The following is a 22,037-nucleotide window of genomic DNA, read 5'->3' as shown; positions in this document are numbered from 1 at the left end:
ATCACGAAATGGATCCATTGCACTGCAACTCCGAAGGAGACTGTTTCCTGATCACCTTTATGCGATGCACTTCTCCCTTTCAGGCAATGCAGCGCATGCAAGGGATTCAGCAGGTTCGAAGGTGCGTACAGAATTCCATAAACGGAGCAGCATTCGCCGTACAAGGAGACGAAGGTGATACCTTCACCCCGCGCCACGCGAATCGGGCCGGGGGTAATTCCCCCTCGAGCCCCGACGCGGGCGGGCGTCCCGCCTATGGGTGTGCACGGGATGCGAAGCCAGCGCCCCGTGCTTTGCCTCCTTGATGTGCGTCATGCGAGAAGCATCGAGGCGGGAGTTCCCGCCCGGCTATCCGTAGTTTTACGGAGTGCTGGTTGTTTCTCTGCCCACCAGGCTGCGACCTGAGCGCGGGAGGCGAAACCGAGCTTGCCCCGGATGTTCTCGATGTGGCTGTCGACTGTGCGTGGTGACAGCCCGAGCGTGGAGGCGATCTGGCGGTTGGTCATGCCCTGGGCCACCAGCGTGGCGACCTGCTGCTCCCTGCGCGTCAGGGGGTTCGGGTTGGTGACCGGGGCGCTCCCGGCGGGGCCGCTTCCTGTGTCCAAGGCGAAGGCGATGGCTCTGCCCGGGCTGTCATGCCGGCCACCCTCGGTGAGAGCTTTCTCGTAGGCGGTGGGGCCCAGGGCCGTGCTGACCGCTTGTTCACAGGAGGCGTTCCGGTCGCCCAGAGCGGCCGAGGTGGTGGCGCCGAGGTCCCGGGACAGGGCGCGTAGCGCGCCCAGTAGGTGTGCGGCACGCGTGTGGTCACCGCCGGAGGCGGTGTTCCAGGCAAGAAGACTCAGCAGCATGGTGGCCCCGATGTGGTCGTTGAAGCCCCGCTGGATCACCAGCCCGGTCTGTGCCCATGCCAAACTCATCTCCTTTTCGCCGCGTACCCAGGCTTCGTAACCCAGCGCCCACAGCGCGTAGGACCGCGTTAGCCGTTCCCCTCGGGCTTCGGCGAGGGCCAGTGCCCGCTGGCCTGTCTGCGCCGCGCGGGGGTCGCCGAGTTGAGACTGGATCTTGGCCAGCTGGAACAGCCAGAACACGGTGGCTGGCTGGTCGTCGGCCGCCTCATGGGCGGCCACCGCCCCCGCGTAGCAGAGGGCAGCTTGCTCGTACTCGCCCTGAAAGGCTGCTGATGCGCCTCGGAAACCCTCGACATACGCGTGCACCACCGGGTCGTCCAGCTGTTCGCCCAGCTCTGCGGCCTCATCGAGCCAGCGGGCCGCTGCTGCGAAGTCGCTCTGCAATAGTGCCACCCAGGATGCTGCCCACAGGGCCCTGGCCCTGGCCGGGGTGGGCTCGGGCGCGGCAGCGAGGATCCCGTCGAAGTGGCGACGCCCTTCACCAAGGAATCCGTCGGCACACCAGTGGAAGCGCAGCGCGGCTACCATGCGCAGCGCCGCCTGCGCGTCATCCTGGCTGGAGGCGATGCACCGCCCGCTCGGCTCGGGGCCTGTGTTTTGCGCTTCAGTTCGGTCTGAGCCTGCCCAACTCACCGTGGCCACTTTCTGGCCCTCGCCCGTCAGCGCCACCCGGAGGTTGGCGTGTTCGATACGCAGCCGGGCCAATGACTCTTCCTGGCCAGGGCCGAACCAGGCATCGGCGAGGCGCTCGGCCAGATCCAGATAGAAGGAGCGGTGTCGGCGCAGCAGGATCTGCTCCTCGCCGGACTCGCTCAGGCGTGCTCTGCCGTACTCACGGATGGTCTCCAGGAACCGGTAACGGGGTAGCCCTTCAACCTGGGCGGTCAGCACGATGGATTGGGCGACCAGCCGCTCGAGAAGAGCCAGCACCTCATCAGCCGCAATGCCGTCTCCTGCGCAGACCTTCTCGGCCGCGTCCAGCGCGAAGCCGCCGGCGAAGACCGAAAGGCGCCGCCAGAGTAGCTGTTCTGGCGGTGTGCACAGCTCGTAGCTCCAGTCGATCACGCCTCGCAGACTGCGCTGCCGCAGTGGTGTGGTCCTACTGCCGCCGATCAGCAGCGCGAACCGGTCTGTCAGGCGGGCTGTCGTCTGCTCGACGGTCAAGGCGCGCAACCGGGCCGCGGTCAGTTCGATGGCCAGCGGCAGCCCCTCCAGTTCTTCGCAGAGCCGGGAGATCTGGGCGCGGTTGGTGTCGGTGACCTGGAACTCCGGTTGGATGGCGGTGGCCCGGTCCCGCAGCAGCTCGACGGCCTCGTCCGGTGTCAGGGGTGGCACGGCGTAAAGGCGCTCGCCGGTGATGCCCAGGGTTTCGCGGCTCGTCGCCAGGATGCGCAGGTCGGGAGCGGCTGACAGCAGAGTCTGCGCCAGCCCGGCGCAGGCATCGATCAGGTGTTCGCAGTTGTCCAGGACGATCAGTGCCTGGTGCCGGGTCAGATACCCCGCAAGCTGCTGAAGGGCAGTCCGCTCGCCCCGATCCGGCACTCTCAGCACGGCCGCGGTAGCGCCCGGCACCTCTGCGGGATCGTTCACCGGAGAGAGGTCCACGAGCCACACGCCGTCCGGGAAGGCCTTTCTGGACGCGGTGGCCACTTCCAGTGCCAGCCGCGTCTTTCCTATCCCGCCGGCTCCGGTGAGTGTCACCAGCCGCCCGGTGCCGAGAAGACGACGGGCTTCGGCGGCTTCGCGCCGCCTGCCCACGAAAGTGGTGAAGGATGCCGGTAGGTTGCCCGGAGTTGAGGGCACGCTTGTCATGTCACGCCTTGTATTGTGCGGAAAATATGTCGGTTTGCCGGTTCGGTTGCATACGCCGTCCGATGTGTCGTACGGATGCTGAGTGAGGATCCCTGGACCGGCGGTGGACGGTGCAGATGTGGGCATCACTCACACGTTCTGACCATGCGGAAGGGGCGGTCCACCGATCTGTGGCACGCGGCGTCGTCAGTGCGACGGCTTCGCCTGTGACCGCTCGTCGTAGGTCGCGCGTGCCGTGCTGATCGCGTCTGCGGTTTGCTCCGCCCATTCCCGCACCGCGTGCACGGCGGAGCACATGGTGGTGCCCAGAGGGGTGATGGCATACTCGACGCGTACCGGTACCTCGGCAAAGACCCGCCGTTCCACCAGGCCGTCGCGTTCGAGGTCGCGCAGGACGCGGGAGAGCATCTCGCCGCTCACCCCGAGCTGCTTCTTGAGGTCGTTGAAGCGGGCGGGCCCGGCCTCCAGGGTGTAGGTGATGAGCATGGTCCAGCGGTTGGCCAGCCTCTCGAAAGCCTCTCGCGTGGGAGTGCCTGTTCCGTAGAGCTCGGCTGCGTCCCGGGGAGTCTCGATCACGTCGTCAGCCTATCTGGAGGCCCTGTTGCCGCAGCGGTGCCGGCCTCGCATCCTCCTTGCGGACAGGCGCCCCGATGTCACGTGGGTGCACGGCCTACCGGAGGGCGTCCGCCGGGATCTTGGGATCGTCGGTGAACGCCGACACGATGATGGCCTTGATGTTGTCGTGCGTGAACGCGTCTACTGCGGCGAGCTCCGTGCCGTACTTCTCGATCAGACGGGGCGTCACGTGGTCGGCGATGCGGTTGAACCAGACAGCCTGCGCCGCCCAGATGTTGCCCTCCTCGACGACTCTCAGGTCCATGGGAATGTCCTTCATCGCCTGCACCGTCCAGTTCCACTGGTCCACGAAGAAGGAGCGGCAGGCCTCGACGTCGTACCGGTTGCCAGTGTGGTAGGTGTGGCCGCCCAGGAAGACCTCGAAGTCGAGTTCGAGGATGGCGTCCATCGCCTCGAGGATGCCCGGGGATGTGGTCGGCGTTGCCGTAGTGCATGTACGGCGCCCAGCCCGGCGCGACGACATCCGCCATCATCACGATCTTCTGCTTGGGCAGGTAGACGATGATGTTGCCGTGCTCGTGGTTCGGGCCCGGGTAGATCAGCTCGAAGCGCTCGCCGCCCACGGTGAGGCTGTGGTGCTTACCGGAGAAGGTGATGTCCGGCACGGGGCGCTCGGGATCGGTGTAGATCCGCAGGACCTCGGCGGTCATCTTGTGGGAGACGAACGTGGCGTCGGGGAACTTGACGGCGCCGGCGATGTGGTCGTCGTGGTCGTGTGTGAGGATCACGTGGGTCACCGGCTTGTCTGTGACCCGCTTGACGCCAGGGGTAGGAACTTGGCGACCGCGTCGAGCATGACGACGCCGGTGCGCGTGACGAAGAAGTAGCCCTGGGCGATGCCAGCGCTGACGACGTAGCCGTTCTTGCCGACGCGCTCGAGTCGGTACCCCTCGGGCGGCATAGGCAGCGGCTTCGCGTGCTCCGGGAGCGGGAGGAAGCCGGTGGCGGGCGTCGTAGGGGCGGCTGCGGCGGGGGCCGGCGAGCCCAGTCCTGCCGCGGCGAGCGCGACCACGCCTGCTGTGACGCCACTTCGCTGGATGACGAAACGACGGTCTATCACGAGAACCTCTGTTTTCCGTGAAATGAATTCCTGGGTTCACTGAAATGTGGCACCCGGACGACTGCGGGATCACCGTAACCGGCTCCGAGCCTGCGATCAAAATTCCCTCAGGAATCCGCTTTTGCTGACCTGGTCAATTGCGTCTGACGAGGTTCGTTCCGCGTGACTCATGGAGGGATCGAGGTTCGCTGTGCGACTGACCCGAACGCCTCGGTGGCGTCATGCGCCCGTCCACGTCACGCGATCAGCTGCGAATGATCAACTGATCACGTCATGTCAACTCAGTGACCCTGTGATCAGTGAATATGGTGCACATCACATTGAAGGTTCATGTTGCCTGCTTGAACGTTCATCCTGATCGAGGTACTGTTCCAGCGTGCATCGGGCGGGATTTGTCCAATTTTGGAAGCCTGTGCGTCATGAATCAAATACTGAGTCACGGCTTCTCGACCGGGTGAATTTCCGCCCGCCGGAATGCATCAAAAGCGGGAATTCTGGAATGGGAATACGGTCACGATGCCGTGCCGTTTCCCCTCGTGTGGCCCGTGTTCAACCGGCCCGTGCGGCACAATTCTTCCCCAATAGACGACGCGCTTATTCGGACGCGAGATCCGCGCTGGCGTCGAAAGCAAGGTTTCTATGGACAGGTCCTGTGCGGGCATAAGTGCCGGTGGCTGCCCGGTCGCGCCCCGCCTGCCACCGGCGGACCGAAGCCGGGGTGTGACGACGCGTGTGGACGCGTTGGGTGAGAGTGGCGGCATTCGTGCAGCCCTCTCGGCTGGCCCAGCACACAGCATCGGGCCGCTGCCCGCTCTGCGCACAGTGCGAGCCGATCAGGCAGCAGCCACCGTCCGCGACGGGGGCGGCCTCGGGTCTGCGAGCAGCAGTGTTTCCTGCCGCGCGCCCGCGGTCGCCGGCAGGCGGGCGGCCGACCCGCAAGGTGTGACCGCGCGGCTAGCGTCGGCGCTGCTCCACCTCGTCGATGTCGAGCTGCTTGACGACGCGGGTGCAGATGCTGCGCACATAGCGCAGCTGTGTGGCGCTGAGGTGATCAATGACGAGTCTGCGCACCGTGGCCACATGCCCTGGAGCGGCTGCCGCTCCAGCCGCCCATCCGGCGTCCGTGAGCACGACATCGGCGTAGCGGGAGTCGTCCGGGGTCGGTTCGCGGACCACCCAGCCGCGTTGCTCAAGCCGCTTCACCGCATGGGACACACGCGACAGCGACCCGCTCGCCCTGGCGGCCAGTTCCCGCAGGCGGAGCCTGCGGTCGGAGGCCTTGGCGAGGTTGGCGAGGACTCCGTACTCGAAATGGTTCACGCCGATGTCGCGCTGGACCTGCGCGTCGAGCGCGGGCGGAAGCTTGACCAGCATGGCGGCCAGCGGCTCCCACGCAGCCAGTTCATTGTCGGTCAGCCAGTCCGGCTCCGGCCTGGGCTCGCCCGATTGCGCATCCGTCATTCGCCGAGGATACCCGCCCAGGTTGAAGCGTCACGTTGCGCCGGTCGTGGCCCGGCACCGCTGCCGCCGCTTGAGTGCTCCGCGGAGGACTCCCGTCCCACCCTTCAGCCCCGCCTCGAAGAGATCCACCCCGATCAGGCCTGCCCCACCAAGGAGAGCGATGAACGCCGCAACACCTGTACGGATGCCCGCCATCTACATGAGTCACGGCGGGCCCAGTCTCCCGGACGACCCGATCTGGCCCGGCGAACTGGCCCGCTGGGGGGCCGCCCTGTCGCACCCCACCGCGATCCTGATGATCTCCGCACACTGGGAGGAGGCACCGCTCGCCCTGGGAGCGACCACCACGGTGCCGCTGACCTACGACTTCTACGGCTTTCCCGAGCACTTCTACCGCGTTCAGTACCCGAGCCCCGGCGCCCCCGATCTGGCCGACAAGGTGCGCAAGCTCCTGCGCGGCCCGGGCATGCCAGTCCATGACCTGCCCGACCGGGGCCTGGACCACGGCGCCTACGTCCCGCTCACACAGATGTACCCGGCGGCCGACGTCCCCGTCCTGCAGATGTCCATGCCCACCCTCGAGCCGAAGCAGCTGATGGACATCGGGCGCCGGCTCGCCCCGCTGCGCGACGAAGGAGTCCTCATCGTCGGCAGCGGTCACTTCACCCACAACCTGCGCGCCCTGAACACCGCCAACCACGTGCTGCCGTTCATGGCCGAGTTCGACGACTGGGGCAAGCAAGCCCTGGCCGGGGGAGACGTGGACGCGATCCTCGACTTCAAGCACAAGGCGCCGGCCGCCCTGTATGCCCACCCGCGCGAGGAGCACTTCGTCCCGCTCGCCGTCACTCTCGGCGCAGCCTTCGATGAACTGCCCACCCAGCAGGCCGTCATCGAGGGCTACTGGCTGGGCATGTCCAAGCGCTCAGTGCAGTTCGGCTGACACCCGCCCGCCCCTGCCGGGGCACATCGCCGATCGCTCACCCCCGGATGAACGCTTCAGGAAGGCAGCACGATGACTCCTCACGCCCGCGAGCGCACGAAAGTGCTCCTCCTCGCAGTGACCACCCTGCTTCTCAGCAGCGGTCTCGTCCTCATGCTTGAGCACGCCTACCGGAGCTGAGCGCGCTCATGCGCTCAGCCGGAATACGCCGCCGCCCGTGCCTCGGCGAGTGTCGCGGGCGGCGAGTCCTGCGCGGCCCTCCTCGAACACCCCGGCGCCTACGTCGGCCCGCCTCCTCCATCGTCCCCTCCCGCCGAACACGCCAGAAAAGACGACAGAGATGAACACACCCACACGCGAGCCACTGCGGTTTCTGGTCGTGTCCGCATCAGGGCGGGCCGATTCCCTCAACACCCAGCTGGCACGACTGGCGGCTGCAACAATCGAGGCAGATGGCTCGGTCGCCGATCTCGCCACCGTCAAGGACTTCGCCGTCCCCGACTACGACGGCGACGCCGAGGCCAGAAACGGCATTCCGCTCGGCGCCGAACACTTCAAACGGCGACTGGAGGACGCGGACGCACTCGTCGTCGTCTCACCCGAGTACAACGCCTCGATTCCCGGCGTGCTGAAGAACCTTCTCGACTGGGTGTCCCGCTTCCGGCCTCAGCCGTTCAGCGACCGCCAGACACTGCTCATGTCGGCATCGCCCTCCATGGTCGGCGGCAACCGCGGACTGTGGGCCCTGCGCGTTCCCCTCGAACACCTTGGCGCCCGCGTCTATCCCGGCATGTTCTCTCTGGCCCGTGCCGACACCATGTTGACCACCGGCGGCCTGTTGTCGGACAGCTACCTCCAACAGCGGTTCGACGCGAACGTCATCGACTTCGTCAACCTCGTAGAAGCCGCCACACACTACCCCCGCGTCAAGAACGCCTGGGCCCACCAGATCGGCGTCTGCCGACACGCCCACCCCGCCCCAGGCCAGACCGTCTGACCCTGCGCACCGCACCGCACGGCCGCCCCAGGCAGCTGATCCGGTTCCAACCGGCGGTCACCTGCCCGTTCTCCGTCACCCCTCATTTGTTCACCTGCCTTGGAGTCTTGTCATGAGTGGCCCCTTCATCCCCCTCGCCCGCTGGGACGAGCTGGTCGGCGACGTTCCGGCGGCCGCGCAGGCCGACGGAGTGGACCTGGTCGTAGTCCGCCATGGCCAGGACGTGGCGGTACTCGAAGGGCGCTGCCCGCACCGGGGCGCGCTGTTGGCGGACGGCCGGGTGGAGGGCGGCAACATCGTCTGCGGTCTGCACGGGTGGGACTTCCGTCTGGACACCGGGGTCTCGGCGTACAACCCGGCCGAACGCATCCATCGCTTCACCGCCCGCCGCGAGGGTGAGCACGTGGTGATCGACAAAGCCGAACTGGTGGCCTACCAGGACGCCAACCCATCGCCGGTGACGGAGTCGACGTACGACCGGCTCTACAACGATCCGCATCAGAACACCCCGGCCGAGCCGTACGTCGCCGAGATCCACCGCATGGCGCGGCGCGGCCTGAGCAGCGCGCACGGCGACGTGGCCGCCATGGGCGTGCCGCGCACCGACCTGCCGGACTGGGACGACCTGCAATTCCTCACAGCCCAGCTGCACCGATTTCCCCTCCTCGACGACGAGCCCGTCGACACCGCGGTCACTATCGGCCCGGCCGCCGCGCGGCCCCTGCGCCTGGACATCCCGCTGTTCGTCTCCGACATGAGCTTCGGCGCCCTCTCGGCCGAGGCGAAGACGGCGCTGTCGATGGGCGCGGAGGGCGCGGGCACCGCGATCTGCTCCGGTGAGGGCGGCATGCTGCCCGAGGAACAGGCCGCCAATTCGCGGTACCTGTACGAGCTGGCCTCGGGGCGCTTCGGCTGGGACGAGGCGGTGTTGGAGAAGGTCCAGGCCGTGCACCTCAAGCTCGGCCAGGGCGCGAAGACAGGCACGGGCGGCCATCTGCCCGGCCACAAGGTGACGGGCCGGATCGCCGAGGTCCGCGGCCTTGCCGAGGGCACCTCCGCCGTCTCCCCGGCCCGCTTCCCGGACTGGACGACCCTGCGCGACGCCGCCGACCTCGTCACCCATCTGCGGGAACGCTCCGGCGGGATCCCCATCGGGGTGAAGATGTCGGCCCAGCACGTCGAGGCCGACCTGGACGCCGCCCTGGAGATGGGCGTGGACTACGTCATCCTCGACGGCCGCGGTGGCGGCACCGGGGCGGCCCCCACCATCCTGCGCGACAACATCGGCGTGCCGACGATGGCCGCGCTCGCCCGAGCCCGCCGCCATCTCGACACCTCCGGCGCCCGCCATGTCACGTTGATCGCGACCGGGGGACTGCGCCGGCCGCAGGACATGGCCAAGGCCCTCGCGCTGGGCGCCGACGCGCTCGCGCTGTCCAACGTGCCGCTGCAGGCCATCGGCTGCGTGGGGATGCGCGCCTGCCACACCGATAACTGCCCCATGGGCATCGCCACGCAGCAGCCGCACCTGCGGGCCCGGCTGCCCGTGCAGCGGGCCGCGGCGCAGCTCACCCGCTACTTCGAGTCGGCCACCCAGCTGATGAAGGTCCTGGCCCGGGCCTGTGGCCACGACCGGCTCGGCGCCTTCACCGCACACGACTTGACCACCTGGAAGCACGACGTCGCTGAGCTGGCCGGCGTCACCTACGCGGGAGCGAAGCGATGACCGACAAGCAGCACCAGAGCGACGGCGCCACACGCTGGCACAAACTCGACGAACTCCCCGACGAGGGGCGGGTGCACACCGCCGTGGTCGACGGCCGAGCTCTCGCGTTGTCCCGCTGCGCCGGGAAGCTCGGCGCGCTGGACAACCACTGCCCCCACCAGGGCGGCCCGCTTGGAGAGGGTTCGATCGAGAACGGCTGGCTGCGCTGCCCCTGGCACGGCTACGACTACAACCCGACCGACGGCCGCCCGCCGGAGGGCTTCAGCGACGCCCCCGCCTCCTACGAGGTCGAGGAACGGGCGGACGGCGCCTATGTGGCGCTGCCCGCGGAGTCCGAACGTCCACGCAGTGTCTCCGACGTCCTCGTCGAGACGCTGGTGGCCTGGGGCGTGGACACCGTCTTCGGCATGGTCGGGCACTCCAACCTGGGCTTCGCCGAGGCCGTGCGCCGGGCCGAGGAGCGCGGCGAGCTGCGCTACATCGGCATCCGCCACGAGGGCGCCGGCTCCTTTGCCGCCAGCGCCTACGGCAAGCTCACCGGCCGCCCCGCGGTCTGTCTCGGCATCGCCGGACCGGGATCGACGAACATGCTTACGGGACTGTACGACGCCCGCCTCGACAGCGCCCCGGTGCTCGCCGTGTCCGGGCAGGTGCCCTCCACGGTGCTGGGCTGCGGTGCCTTCCAGGACGTCGATCTGTCCGCCGTCTTCCGCGACGTGGCCCTCTCCACGGTCACCGTGCACGCCGGCTCTGATCACGCCGAACTGGCCGGCACGGCCGTCAAGCACGCCCTCGACGGCCGCGGCGTGGCCCACCTGGTGCTGCCCGACGAGGTCCAGGATCAGCCCTCGGACGCGAAGGCCGGCTCACCCGCCGGACGGCAGGCGAACCTGGCCGTGACGCCGCCTGCCGCCGAGCTGACGGCGGCCCTGGAACGCCTGCGCACCGCACGACGGCCCGTTCTGATCGTCGGTGAGGGCGCACGCGGCGCCCAGGCCGAGGTCACCGCTCTCGGGGAACGGCTCGGTGCACCGGTGCTCACCACCTTCCGTGCCAAGGGCCTCGTTGCCGACACCCACCCCCTCGGCGCGGGCGTCCTGGGCCGCTCCGGCACACCGGTGGCCTCGTGGCTGATGAACGAATCCGATCTGCTGCTGGTGGTCGGTGCCTCGTTCGCCAACCACACCGGCATCGCTCCATACAAGCCGATCATCCAGGTCGACGACACCCCCGCAGTGATCGGACGGTTCACCGGTGTCGATGTCGGCCTGCTGGGCGATGCCGCGGTCACCCTCACCGAGCTGTTGGAGGGCCTGGGCCACGACGTAAAAGCCGAGGACCAGCGCGACGATGTCGCCGCCCGCTGGGCCATCTGGCGGAAGGAGAAGGAGCGCCGGGCCGCCGACGACCGAGGCCAGGGCCTGTCCTCGGCCGCCGTGTTCGCCGCCCTGACCCGGCACTGTCCCACTGACGCCGTGATGACCGTGGACGTCGGCAACCATGCGTACTCCTTCGGGCGCTACTTCGAAAGCACCGGCCAGCCCGTGCTGATGTCCGGCTACCTCGGCTCCATCGGCTTCGGCTACCCGGCCGCCATGGGCGCCTGGGCCGCCGATCCGAGCCGGCCCATAGTCGCGGTCACCGGCGACGGCGGCTTCGGCCAGTACCTCGCCGAACTGACCACCGCCGTCAAACACCACATGCCCATCAAGCACGTCCTGCTCGACAACGGCTCCCTCGGCAAGATCAGCAAGGAGCAGCTCGCCGGGCACCTGCCCGTCTGGCAGACCTCCCTGGTCAATCCCGACTTCGCCGACTTCGCCCGGTCCTGCGGCGCCACCGGGCTCACGGCCGGCACGCCGACCGAACTCGACGACGCCATGCGCACGCTGTTTGCCACTGACGGCCCGGCGCTCCTGCACCTGCGCACCGACGCCACCCTCGTGTGACGACCAACCGGGGCCGCGGCCGAAGACCGCGGCGCCTCAGGTCAGGGCTCCCTCATGGGCCGGCTCACAGCGGTCGGCCCACGAAAGAGGCCATTGCCGTATCCGGGACAGGTGCGAGCCTGGTTCCCGCTGGGGACCGGCCGACATAGGCAAGCGGACCGCCGAGGGCCCGCTGGCCACGCAGCCCAGCCACGTTGGAGGGCGCCTCTCCGCCCGTCGCGGGCTCTGTTCAGAGCGCCGTCGGATGCCCGGTGCCGCTTGCCGGCTCAGTGATCGGCATACGGTTCGGCGCCATCGCGGCCATGCAGCCGTTCACGGTAGGCCAGCGGCGACTCGCCGTACTGCCGCTTGAACGCACGGGAGAAGTACAGCCGGTCGTTGAAGCCGACGCGGGAGGCGATCTCGCTGACGGACATCTCCGTGAAGCGCAACAGCCGAGCGGCCTCGAGCATCACCCGCTCAGTGATCAGCCCCCGTGTCGAGTTGTCCGTCACCCGCGACAGCGCCCGCCACAGTACTCCCGGCGACACCCCGAGCCCCTGCGCATAGTGACCGACGTCGTGATGGTCGGCGAAGCCACGCTCGAGCAGATCGACGAAACGCCGGTGCAGCCGGATGTCGGATTCATCCTCTGCGGTCTGCCGAGGCGCGCCCTCCTGCGACCAGCGCTCAGCCCACCCGAGCAGCGCCAGCAGCAGATGCCGCTGCACCCCGACACTCCGGGCGTCCACGGGGCCCTTGGCCTCGGCGTCCAGCGCGTGGATCAGGGCGTCGACGCGCGCCGTGGAATCCGATGGCACCCGGATGACCGGTATCTGGCGGCCGGTGAGTAGCCGGCCGGGGCTTTGCCCAGGTCCGGCCACCTCGTCGTACAGCAGCTCGTCACCGAAGCGGACAATCGCCCCCGACAAGTCCTGCGCCCGCTCGAAATGATGTACCTGGCCGCGGCCGACCAGCATCACTGTGTTTTCCCCGAGGACGGAACGTTCGTTGTCGCGACGGTGGTGACCGGTTCCGCTCCTGGTCCAGATCAGCTCATGGAACTCATGCTGATGAGGCCCATAGACAGGGCACCGGTCATCGACGAAAGTGTCACGTTCGTACAGCGTCACATGAAGTGCAGGAACGGTTATCGGCATGCGCTCGACAACGAGCTCACGGCCGAGCCGCCTGCTCGGAAGCTGGACATCTGGCTCAGTACTCAAGACGAGGGCTCCTGCCCGCGGCGATCCGCCGCTGTTACACATGCTACCGCCCCGAAGAAGCCACTGACCTGCACTCCAGGGTGAGGTATGCCTCCGGACACCGGCGCCTCGCACCGCGAGATCCACGGAACACTGGGGTGGCTGGCGCTCGCTCGCCGTTCGCGGTGCCGACGCTCACGGACCGCTGGGCCGGGATGGCGAAGGATGCGTCCATACGGTCGCAAGAATTGTCCATCGTACGATGGATAAGTCCATACGCCTGCGAACTCTGTCCATCGCGGACTGAGCGGACAGCCGTCATACTTGGTGAAGGAACAAGGTCCGGCTCACGACCGAGTTGTGTCGGGTGACGCCGGAAATCTGTGGCTTCTCACCACCGCCGCTGGGAGCCTTTTGCTGGCTGCGGAATATTTCTGCGAGGCCGCACCCGGGAAATACGGATCAGGCGCGCGTAAATTCCGCGCTGCCTACGGCGTGAGGGCCGTTTCTTCATGAAGCTAGATGTCAATGGTGAACTCCACGACGTGGATGACCGGCATGCCAAGACGCCCCTGCTGTGGGTTCTGCGTGACGTTCTCGGAGTACGCAGTGTGAAGTTCGGCTGCGGGGGCGGGTTCTGCGCGGCGTGCACGGTTTTGGTGGATGGCAAGGCGGTGAAGGCCTGCCAGCAGCTGGCGGGCCGGGTGCAGGGAAAGGTGGTCACCGCGCAGGCAGCGGCGGGTGCAGAGGCAGACGCCGTCCGTGACGCGTGGTACCGCAAGAATGTGGTGCAGTGCGGGTACTGCCAGCCGGGCCAGATCTGTGCCGCCACCGCACTGCTGAGCGCCGATCCCGAGCCCGATGACCTGGCCATCGACAAGGCGATGACCGGCAACCTGTGCCGGTGCGGCACATATCCGCGTATCCGCGCGGCGATCCACGAGGCAGCCGACACGCTGAAGGCCGGCCGACGGCCCGCACCGGTGCCGACAGGCGACACCGGAGGGGAGCCGGTCTTCGACGTCACCGACCCCATCGGCGCATACGTGACGATCGACCCGGACGGGACGGTGCACGTGGCGTCGTCGCAGCTGGAGATGGGCCAGGGCGTCCACACCGCGCTGACCACGATCCTCGCCGAGGAACTCGACGTTGAGCCGGCGTCGGTGCACGTCGTCACGGTCACGGACACGTCCGGACGCTACGACAACCCCATCCTGGGGGGCGGCCTGCAGAGCACCGGTAGTTCGACTTCGCTGATCATGTTCTGGCAGCGCTACCGGCAGATCGCCGCGGTTCTGCGGCAGCGGCTGAAGAACGCCGCCGCCCTGCGGTGGACCGTGCAGGCCGAGGAGATCGAGGTCAGCGCAGGTGTCCTGAGCCATCCCGACGGTCACCGGGCCACGGTGGGCGAGCTGGCGGCCGAGGCCGCGCTGCTGCCCGCGCCGTTGGACGCCCAGCCCAAGCAGGCGGATGAGTATCGGCAGGTGGGACGGGACGGCGGCCCGCGGGTCGACAGCCCGGGCAAGATCTGGGGCACCGCCGCGTACACCATCGACGTGGAGTGGCCCGGTGTGCTGACCGCGCTCGTCGTGCATCCGCCGCTGTTCGGCGCGACGCTCGCCTCGGTCGAGGACGACGCTGCCCGCGAGATGCCCGGCGTCGTTGACGTGGTGACCATCAGCAACGGTGTGGCCGTGGTGGCCGAGACCTTCTTCGACGCCGTCAAGGGCGCCGCCGCTCTGGTCCTCGAGTGGGACAACACCGGCGCGGAGACACGCGGCACCGACCAGTTGCGCGAGGAGCATCTACAGCTCGCCCGCGAGGGGTCCGGCGCCGCCGTCGCGAAGAGCGAGGGCGATGTCGAGGCCGCGCTGGCCGCCGCCCATACGGTCGTCGAGTCCGTCGTAGACGTTCCCTACCTCGCGCACGCTCCGATGGAGCCCCACAACGCGGCCTGCCGGATGCGCGAGGACGGCGTCCTGGAAGTGCGGGCCGGTACCCAGTCCGGAGACGTGGCGCGCATGGTGGCCGCCGACGTGACCGGTCTGCCGGACGACAGGATCGAAGTGCAGACCGCGCTGGCGGGCGGTGGGTTCGGACTGCGGCTGGGAGCAGCCCCGAGCCCGGTCTCGGAGGCCGTGGAGATTACGCAGGCGCTGGGCTTCAAGCACCCGGTCAAGGTGCAGTCGTCACGGACCGAGGAATTCAAGAGCGGCCAGTTCCGGCCCATGGCGGCCGTCCGGGTCCGGGCCGGCCTCGACGCCACCGGCGCGATCACGGCCTGGGACCACCGGGTGGTCGCCCAGGCGGTCGCTGAGTCCCTCCCGGTGACGGGCAAGGCGCTGTTCCAAAACGGCGTGGACATCCTGCAGGTGGTCGGCGCCATCGACCACCCCTACGCCTTCGGCGACCAGCGCGTGGAGATGATCCACTTCCCCACGGCGATCCCGGTGGCGACCTGGCGCAGCATCGGCATGGTCCAGAACGTGCTGGCCATCGAGACCGTGCTGGACGAGATCGCCGAACGCCTGGACCGCGACCCCCTGGAGCTGCGCCGCGACCTGCTCGTCTCCAGCCCGCGCACCCTCGCCGTGCTCAACCTGGCCGCCGAACGCTCCGACTGGTTCACCCCGCTGCCGGCGGGGCGGGCGCGCGGCGTGGCCGTCTCGTCCGGATTCGGCACACACAGTGCCCTGGTCGTCGAGATCTCGACCGACGCACGCGATCAGATCCACCTCGACAGGATCGTCCTCGTCGCCGATCCGGGCACCGTCGTCAACCCGGACATGGTCCGTGCCCAGCTCGAGGGCGGAGCCCTGTTCGGCCTCAGCGCCGCCCTCTCCGGCCGCATCACGCTCAAGGACGGCAACGTCGTCCAGCAGAACTTCGACGGCTACCCCATTATGCGGATGGCAGGCACCCCGGACATCGACATCCATCTCGTGCCGTCCGGGGATGCGCCCGGCGGCATCGGCGAGGTCGCGGTGCCCACCGTGGCACCCGCGCTCGTGAACGCGATCGCCAGCCTGCGCGGCGAGCGCATCCGCAGCCTTCCGGTCAGCACGAGCACCAAGATCTCCCCGACCGGCGGAATCCGCACCCGGATCGCCCACGACCCGTCAGCCCGCCCCGCACCCCAGGAGAATCCCATCACCGCCGTCGACATCGTCCCCACACAGGACGGCCCCTACAAGTGCTCCGGACCGATCACGATCCACGACCACGACGGACGCGAAGTGGACGTTCCGGACGGCGACGTGTACCTATGCCGCTGCGGCGCCTCCGCAAACAAGCCCTTCTGCGACGGCTCACACGCGTCCGTCGCCTTCGACGGAACCCTCAACAACTAGAGCCCGTGGGCGGCGCACCGTGCCGCCCACGCAGGACCGGGTGCGGCATGTCCCTGCGGCCCCGCTCCCACCGCCCACCCCCACCCGCCAGGCACCGCCCCGCCGCGCTCCGCCTGATGCCCGGACAGCCCGTACGGCAGACGCCGTCACGCAACCGAAGGACGAGCACGTGAACAGCACCCTCACCGACAACCCCCAGTGGGAGCAGCTCTACCAGGCCGCGTTGCGCGAGGGCGGCGCCCTGTCGCTCTACGGCGGCGGCCCCGTCACCCTGTACACCGGCGCCGCTGCCGCGTTCGAGAAGGCGTTCCCCGGTATCACCGTCGACATCACCGCGACGTTCTCCAACATCCTGGCCCCGAAGATCGACGCCCAGATCGCTGCCGAGAACCTCGAAGTCGACCTTGCGATCTTCCAGACCGTCCAGGACTTCTACCACTGGAAGCAGCGCTCGGTCCTCACCGCTTACCAGCCCGACGGCTCCGAGCACATCCCGGCGGCCTTCAAGGACACCGAGGGCACCTACCACGGGCTGATCGTGCACGCGCTTGCCTACACCCGCAACACCGACACGGTGCCCGATGACCTCATGCCCACCGTGGCCACCGACTTCCTCGACCCGCTCTTCCGGGGACGCGCCATCACCACCTACCCCCACGACGACGACATCACCCTGTACCTGTACGCGACCCTCGCCGAGCGCTACGGGTGGGACTTCGTCGCCGACTACGTCCACAGCGGCGCCCAGTTCATCCGCGGCCACCTGGGCGTGGCCGACCGCATCGCCGCAGGCGACGCCGACGTCTCCATGGACAGCATCGTGGCGCTGACCATGGCGGACATCGCGGCCGGCAGGCCCACCGCGGTCCACGTGCCGCAGGACGTCATGCCGGTCTGGCCGCAGACCGCGGCGATCTTCAACAACTGCCCGCACCCCAGCACCGCGAAGCTGTACATGTCGTGGTTCCTGGCCGCCGAGCAGCAGGCCACCCTGGGCACCTGGTCGCCCCGCGCCGACCTGCCCGCCCCCACCGGCCTGCGCCCGCTCGCGGAGTACCCGCTGGCCGACCAGTTCCTCGCGTTCATGCTCGACGACGACCGCGTCCAGCAGGCCCGTGGCGCCTGCGCGGACCTGATCGGACCGGTCGTCGGGGAGCCCAACGTCGGCACGTCATGAGCAAAAGCCGGCACCGGGCCGGCCGCCGGTTCCAGCGGTGGACCGCACCTCCGCCGCTGGCTGCCGTTGACTCGCCGACGAGGAGGGAAACGTTGTCGACGCATACAGAAAACGGAGTGACAGCGGAGAGGAGGCGCCGACTGAATCTGCCTGAAAGTCTCACGACCCCAGTGATCGAGTTCGCGCTCGCGACCGTGCTGACATTCACCGTGATCACCACTGTCTGGGCTCTGCACGTGGCCCCAGCGATCGCCGAATTGGGCTCACCGCGCGGCGAACTATCCGTAGCGGCGCTGGTTGTGGCGATTGTCCTGTTCTCCCTGGTCTTGTCACCTTGGGGGCGGCGTTCGGGGGCACACATGAACCCCGCGGTCACGCTGGCGCTGTGGCTTATGCGGGCCTTCCCAGGCCGCGACGTGGCGGGCTACGTCATCGCCCAGCTTGCCGGCTCGATCGTCGGCACCGGCCTGGGACGGCTCGTCTGGGGAAGGACGAGCGGACTGCCGCCCGTCAACTATGGGGTGGCCTTGCCCTCACCCGCCTGGAACTGGTCCGAGGTCGCGCTCGCCGAGGCCAGCGGCGTCGCGGTCATCGTCCTGGTCGTCGGGTTTCTCCTCTCCATGCCTTCCGGGCGCAGCCGTGGGATGGTCCCGTACGCCGTCTCTCTCCTGGTGGCCGCGAACATCGTCGTCCTCGGCCCGCTGAGCGGCGGAAGTTCCAACCCCGCGCGCCAGTTCGGTCCTGCGCTGTGGTCGGGACAGACCGCCGATCTCGCGGTCTACCTGATCGCTCCCATGATCGGCGGAGCGGTCGGAGCGGTGGTGCACCGCGCCATTGCCGACCGCCGTCTTCACACCCACAAGCTATGCGGATCCGCCGGTCCGTCGGCCCTCGACGCAAGCAGTGGCCCGGTTCCGATCAAGGAGGCTGCGTGATGTCGACCCCTTCGTCCACCGAGTCCCAGACTGCGCTCGCCACCCTGTCCGCCGCCGCCACGCGGCTGCGAGAGAAGCGACGCATGGTGAGTGCCCTCCTTGTCGGCGTCGACGGCTCGGCCCCGATACCGGCCGGAGCGCGCATGGTGATCGACGAACGCGGCGCGATCGAGGGCTCCCTCACCGGAGGCTGCGTGGAAGCGGCCCTCGTGGAAGAGGCCGAGTTCATCCTCGCGGGAGGGCCGCCGAAGCTCGTCACCTACGGGGTCTCGGAAGACGACCTCGGGGACGTCGGCCTCATGTGCGGCGGCACGGTCCACATCTTCCTCCACGAAGTGCGCGGAGCTGACGCACAGACCGAACTCGCCGTCCTGGAAGCGGTCCTCGCCCACCGCCACGCAGCCGTCGCCACCCTCCTCGACGGACCGCACGCCGGAGCGAAGCTCGCCCTGGTCGATGGGCTGCCGCTGGGCACACTGGGCGAAATCACCCAGCTGGACCGGAACGTCCTTCGGGAACTCGACGGCCTGCTCGACCAGGGCATCACTGCCGTACGAACCTTCGACACCGACGGCACAACGGCGGGCCAGGACCTGCGCGTACACCTGCAGAGCTTCGCGTCGACGCCCCGGATGATCATCGTCGGTGCAGTGGACTTCTCCGCCGCACTCGCACCCCTGGCGCGGGAACTCGGCTACGACGTCACGATCTGCGACGCCCGCGAGCGCTTCGCCCGCTCGCCCCGCTTCTCCCGCGCCGCGAAGGTCGTCGTCGGGTGGCCGCAGGACGTGCTCCGGGGCCAGGACCTCGGCCCACGGGACGCCGTGCTGGTGTTCACCCACGACCCCAAGTTCGACGAACCAGCTCTCGCGGCAGCCCTCGCCACCTCAGCCGGCTACATCGGTGCCCTCGGCAGCCGGAAGACCGCAGCCGACCGCCGCCACCGCCTCCAGCAGGCCGGTCTCTCCTCCGCGCAGCTGAGCCGCATTCATGCCCCGTGCGGACTCGACATCGGCAGCCGCACCGTGCATGAGACGGCGATCTCCGTACTCGCCGAGATCATTGCCTCACGCAATCACCGTCCCGGCGCCCCACTGGGTGCCACCAGCGGAACAATCCACGCTGACGTGCTGGGCTTCCCCCAACAACTTGCTGCCTAGGAGTGCCCAGAAGATCCTGAAATCGCACCCGGCTTGACTCATGGCAGTTTGACATTTCCCAGCAATCTGGGGTGAGCCGGGTAGCCGGAGCGAGATCTTCATCGGAAACCTCCAGGGAAATCCTCGCCTTGAGTGAAGCCGGGGGAGGAATCGGATTCCTGCGAAGCGGGCCAGGTGCCCGCGTTTCAAGTTCCGCAAGAAGTCGCGCAGGTCGGCGGAGTACACCTCCAGTGCGTTCCGGTACCGGGACGGGAAGCTGACGCTGGCGAAGATGTCCGGCCCGCTGGACACCGTGCGCCCAGATCCACACCACCCACAGCACGACGAATGCCGTCCAGGTCAGGTCCGCACCACGCAGCACACAGTTCTCCAGGTGCCGCCGGACCGCCGATGCGGCACGGTAGATGTTGGCGACGGCAGCCATCTGCCGTGGCGGACCGGGATACCGCCGAGCTTGGCTTCCGCCACCCTCTCGGCTTGCGTGATGGATCGTTGGCCTATGCCAACGGAGTACGGGGCTGGACATGCTCGGCGACGGGTCCGGGGATGGCCGGTCCCGGGGAGTTGTCCCCCCGGCGGAACTCCAGGACAGTGACGGCCAGCAGCCAGATGACTGCCGCAGCCATGAGGCCGGCGCAGAGCGCCATGTCGGGCATGCGGTTGAGCTCCTGGTATCTGAGGTATTGCAGGTACGAGCCGAACGATGAGATCTGCACCACGACGGGTAGCAGCCAGAGCTGCTTGGGCAGGTAGAACGCCGAGAGCACGCTCAGCACATCCGCCACATAGAAGTAGCGTTCGTGCATCGACGGCAGCAGGAACGGCACGAGAACGGCTGAGACGGTGGCCATCAGGAGGATGCGCGTCGAAGTGATCTCACTGTCGCGTCCACCGAGCCGCATGGACGCACGGCCGACGCGCGAGAACACGACCAGTGCCGTCAGCGCGAGCACAACGAACCCGGTGCCAAGGATGCCCGCCGAGCGGATGGCGTCGGCGTGGTCGCCCGATGTGACGAACTGGTACACGGACGGCGCGTTCATGGTGAGGAACTGGTAGGTGCCGGTCTGTCGCGCGTAGATGGTCAGGAGCTGCACCGGGTCGGCGCCGAGCAGAAGTGCGGGCACGTCTAGGGCCAGGTAGACGGCGGGAATGGCCAAGAGGGCCTTCGAGGGCAACCGCCGGGTGAGGAGCAGCACGAACAGGAACGGGAAGATGAAGACGGTCTGCAGTTTGAACGCGAGCGCTAGCCCGAAGAAGGTGCAGGCCCACCACGGACGGTGGCGCAGTACGAAGTAGATCCCTCCGAGGATGAAAGCGGTGAATATCGAGTCAGCCTGGCCCCACCAGCCGCTGTTGGCCGTCACCGTCGGCAGGAGCGGGACGATGCCCCCGGCGGCGAGGGCCAGACCCGGCCGGCCAGGATGGCGCAGGGCCGTGATCCGGAACGCAAAAATCGCCAGGAGCAGGTCGAATCCGACTGAGATCGCCTTGATCCCGGCGAGCGGCGAGATCGGCAAGTGCGTCAACAACGCCAGGAAGTAGAGGTAGGGGACGTTGTAGTCGGAGAAGCCGGGGTCCTTGAGGGCGTGGAAGCCACCGTTCGCGGAGATGTGCTGGTACCAGGGCTTCAGGAACCTGGTGTAGTCGGGGGACTGCTGGTGCACCATCGAGAGCCGTACGGCGATCACGGCGACGGCAATGACGGCTGCGATGGCAAAGGTGCTGCCGGACCACCCGAGGAGACCTGTCGACGACGCTTCAGGCATACGCGAACGAAGTTTGGCAGCTATTCGCGACATTTATGGCCTTTGCTGTGATGAATGATGAATCTGGAGGCGGCACAAAAATGCGATCCGGCCTGCTATTGCAGATGAACGGTTTGGGGTCTTCGTTCCAGCCCTTATCCAGGCCCGGATGTCGGCTTCGAGAGCCTAGTATCCCGGTTGCGCTCCTTCACTTTCCTGGCCAGCGTGTCCGTCTCAAGCCTTTGGGCTGACGCTTCGTCAGGACGGTGGTGGTTCGTGACCTATCCGATCGGGGTGCGCGCGGTACTGTCGCACCTACGCCGTCAACCAGTACGAGACCGCTGTCAACAGCCCGAAGAACTCAAGCGGTTCGCCGAACACGAAGGCGGCATCGAGCACGTCAGCGCCGACAATATGCCAGCCGCCACCGACTTCATCGCCGACACCCTCTGAACCACCCCCAGAGTGACGCCTGCTGAGCCGCCCGGCTGGCTGCCACCCGGCACGCCAGGAAGGCTCGGCCACGCTCGGGATCTGCCCTGGGCACCCGCGGTGGAGTAGATCCTCCACCTCTCGCAAAGCCTCACCAAGAAGCCCTTTCGCCTCTGCCCGCCTGCTCGCACTGATCCTCGACCACAACGAACACACCACTGCCCTGCTCGAGGACCCCGGGGTGAACACAGCCGAACTGCGGGCTGCGGCGGCCGCAGCAGTCAGGGAACCCTGACGCACTCATGCCATCGCTTGATCGCGCCCCTCCCTCAAGACGAGCTGCACCCATCGTTTAATGCAAGGCTCAACGCGCCGCAGCGACCCGACATCTGACAATTAGTCAGGTCCGGAACCTTCTGCCGACAACAGTCCCACCGCTCCCGCGGAGCCCCGCTCGTGGGAGCCCAGCGGGGCCCCGCTGCCCTCGTGTCAGGACCTGCGAGAGATGCTGATCCCGCACGGCTCTTCAGCGTAGTCACGCCCGCCGTGGGGCGGG

16 protein-coding genes and 3 pseudogenes are annotated in these 22,037 nt (G+C 68.0%); 10 read left to right on the top strand and 9 right to left on the bottom strand.

The genetic code is table 11. The features are described from left to right. Window positions 1-311: 311 nt before the first annotated feature. The 6 genes and pseudogenes from OG718_RS00485 to OG718_RS00465 form a co-directional block, all read right to left on the bottom strand. Window positions 312-2,720, bottom strand: a complete 2,409-nt coding sequence (locus OG718_RS00485) for an ATP-binding protein (protein WP_328842704.1) — start codon at window positions 2,718-2,720, stop codon at window positions 312-314. A 186-nt stretch (window positions 2,721-2,906) separates the two neighbouring features. After that, window positions 2,907-3,296, bottom strand: a complete 390-nt coding sequence (locus tag OG718_RS00480; RefSeq protein ID WP_328842703.1) for a winged helix-turn-helix transcriptional regulator — start codon at window positions 3,294-3,296, stop codon at window positions 2,907-2,909. Between the two features lie 94 nt (window positions 3,297-3,390). Next, complete coding sequence (locus OG718_RS00475) at window positions 3,391-3,744, bottom strand: hypothetical protein (protein WP_328842702.1); 354 nt, start codon at window positions 3,742-3,744, stop codon at window positions 3,391-3,393. A gap of 118 nt (window positions 3,745-3,862) precedes the next feature. After that, window positions 3,863-4,084 (bottom strand): annotated as a pseudogene (locus OG718_RS54265) (MBL fold metallo-hydrolase); the annotation flags it as partial. A 5-nt stretch (window positions 4,085-4,089) separates the two neighbouring features. Then, a complete protein-coding gene (locus OG718_RS54260) occupies window positions 4,090-4,416 on the bottom strand; it encodes a hypothetical protein (RefSeq protein WP_443054850.1) in 327 nt (108 codons plus the stop codon). Between the two features lie 954 nt (window positions 4,417-5,370). Further along, entirely contained in the window at window positions 5,371-5,877 is a 507-nt protein-coding gene (locus tag OG718_RS00465; RefSeq protein ID WP_328842700.1) for a MarR family winged helix-turn-helix transcriptional regulator, read from the bottom strand. Between the two features lie 160 nt (window positions 5,878-6,037). Between OG718_RS00465 and OG718_RS00460 the strand changes: the two genes are divergently transcribed. The 4 genes from OG718_RS00460 (at window position 6,038) to OG718_RS00445 (ending at window position 11,492) form a co-directional block, all read left to right on the top strand. Next, window positions 6,038-6,820, top strand: a complete 783-nt coding sequence (locus tag OG718_RS00460) for a dioxygenase family protein (RefSeq protein WP_328842699.1) — start codon at window positions 6,038-6,040, stop codon at window positions 6,818-6,820. A 340-nt stretch (window positions 6,821-7,160) separates the two neighbouring features. Further along, a complete protein-coding gene (locus tag OG718_RS00455) occupies window positions 7,161-7,817 on the top strand; it encodes an NADPH-dependent FMN reductase (RefSeq protein ID WP_328842698.1) in 657 nt (218 codons plus the stop codon). Between the two features lie 112 nt (window positions 7,818-7,929). Beyond that, entirely contained in the window at window positions 7,930-9,543 is a 1,614-nt protein-coding gene (locus OG718_RS00450; protein ID WP_328842697.1) for a glutamate synthase-related protein, read from the top strand. After that, the gene (locus tag OG718_RS00445) at window positions 9,540-11,492 is read left to right on the top strand and encodes a thiamine pyrophosphate-dependent enzyme (RefSeq protein WP_328842696.1); all 1,953 of its coding nucleotides are present in this window, start codon (window positions 9,540-9,542) and stop codon (window positions 11,490-11,492) included. The genes OG718_RS00450 and OG718_RS00445 overlap by 4 nt, the downstream gene beginning before the upstream one ends. A 266-nt stretch (window positions 11,493-11,758) precedes the next feature. Here OG718_RS00445 and OG718_RS00440 read toward each other — a convergent pair whose 3' ends face one another. Then, window positions 11,759-12,697, bottom strand: coding sequence for a helix-turn-helix transcriptional regulator (locus OG718_RS00440; protein WP_328842695.1), 939 nt, complete (start codon window positions 12,695-12,697; stop codon window positions 11,759-11,761). Between the two features lie 491 nt (window positions 12,698-13,188). Between OG718_RS00440 and OG718_RS00435 the strand changes: the two genes are divergently transcribed. From OG718_RS00435 to OG718_RS00415, 5 genes and pseudogenes are all read left to right on the top strand, one after another. After that, window positions 13,189-16,029, top strand: a complete 2,841-nt coding sequence (locus OG718_RS00435) for a molybdopterin cofactor-binding domain-containing protein (RefSeq protein ID WP_328842694.1) — start codon at window positions 13,189-13,191, stop codon at window positions 16,027-16,029. A 169-nt stretch (window positions 16,030-16,198) separates the two neighbouring features. Further along, entirely contained in the window at window positions 16,199-17,206 is a 1,008-nt protein-coding gene (locus OG718_RS00430; protein WP_328842693.1) for an ABC transporter substrate-binding protein, read from the top strand. A 170-nt stretch (window positions 17,207-17,376) separates the two neighbouring features. Then, a complete protein-coding gene (locus OG718_RS00425) occupies window positions 17,377-18,141 on the top strand; it encodes an MIP/aquaporin family protein (RefSeq protein WP_328842692.1) in 765 nt (254 codons plus the stop codon). Further along, a complete protein-coding gene (locus tag OG718_RS00420; RefSeq protein WP_328842691.1) occupies window positions 18,141-19,301 on the top strand; it encodes an XdhC family protein in 1,161 nt (386 codons plus the stop codon). Before OG718_RS00425 ends, OG718_RS00420 begins: the two co-directional genes overlap by 1 nt. A gap of 163 nt (window positions 19,302-19,464) precedes the next feature. Continuing rightward, window positions 19,465-19,608, top strand: a pseudogene (locus OG718_RS00415) (RNA-guided endonuclease TnpB family protein); the annotation flags it as partial. On the opposite strand, the pseudogene OG718_RS00410 reads toward OG718_RS00415, so the two are convergent. Together OG718_RS00410 and OG718_RS00405 are read right to left on the bottom strand one after the other, a co-directional pair. After that, window positions 19,600-19,802, bottom strand: a pseudogene (locus OG718_RS00410) (MarR family winged helix-turn-helix transcriptional regulator); the annotation flags it as partial. The pseudogenes OG718_RS00415 and OG718_RS00410 sit on opposite strands and share 9 nt — an antisense overlap. Continuing rightward, window positions 19,799-21,070, bottom strand: coding sequence for a hypothetical protein (locus tag OG718_RS00405; RefSeq protein WP_328842690.1), 1,272 nt, complete (start codon window positions 21,068-21,070; stop codon window positions 19,799-19,801). The gene OG718_RS00405 and the pseudogene OG718_RS00410, both read right to left, overlap by 4 nt. A 255-nt stretch (window positions 21,071-21,325) precedes the next feature. Between OG718_RS00405 and OG718_RS00400 the strand changes: the two genes are divergently transcribed. Then, window positions 21,326-21,502 carry a hypothetical protein gene (locus OG718_RS00400; protein WP_328842689.1) on the top strand — a complete coding sequence of 59 codons (177 nt, stop codon included), beginning with the start codon at window positions 21,326-21,328 and terminating at the stop codon, window positions 21,500-21,502. The last annotated feature ends 535 nt before the right edge of the window (window positions 21,503-22,037 follow it).

Source organism: Streptomyces sp. NBC_00258 (assembly GCF_036182465.1).
GTDB lineage: Bacteria > Actinomycetota > Actinomycetes > Streptomycetales > Streptomycetaceae > Streptomyces.
Note: the sequence above shows the minus strand (reverse complement) of the source record. Positions and strands in the feature narration are given on the sequence as shown.

Bases quoted from the DNA above. Each gene is read 5' to 3' on its own strand.
- OG718_RS00450 (WP_328842697.1), top strand. From the start codon at position 7,930: ATGAGTGGCCCCTTCATCCCCCTCGCCCGCTGGGACGAGCTGGTCGGC.
- OG718_RS00405 (WP_328842690.1), bottom strand. From the start codon at position 21,070: ATGCCTGAAGCGTCGTCGACAGGTCTCCTCGGGTGGTCCGGCAGCACC.
- OG718_RS00460 (WP_328842699.1), top strand. From the start codon at position 6,038: ATGAACGCCGCAACACCTGTACGGATGCCCGCCATCTACATGAGTCAC.
- OG718_RS00435 (WP_328842694.1), top strand. From the start codon at position 13,189: ATGAAGCTAGATGTCAATGGTGAACTCCACGACGTGGATGACCGGCAT.
- OG718_RS00485 (WP_328842704.1), bottom strand. From the start codon at position 2,720: ATGACAAGCGTGCCCTCAACTCCGGGCAACCTACCGGCATCCTTCACC.
- OG718_RS00455 (WP_328842698.1), top strand. From the start codon at position 7,161: ATGAACACACCCACACGCGAGCCACTGCGGTTTCTGGTCGTGTCCGCA.
- OG718_RS00475 (WP_328842702.1), bottom strand. From the start codon at position 3,744: ATGGACGCCATCCTCGAACTCGACTTCGAGGTCTTCCTGGGCGGCCAC.
- OG718_RS00465 (WP_328842700.1), bottom strand. From the start codon at position 5,877: ATGACGGATGCGCAATCGGGCGAGCCCAGGCCGGAGCCGGACTGGCTG.
- OG718_RS00445 (WP_328842696.1), top strand. From the start codon at position 9,540: ATGACCGACAAGCAGCACCAGAGCGACGGCGCCACACGCTGGCACAAA.
- OG718_RS00420 (WP_328842691.1), top strand. From the start codon at position 18,141: ATGTCGACCCCTTCGTCCACCGAGTCCCAGACTGCGCTCGCCACCCTG.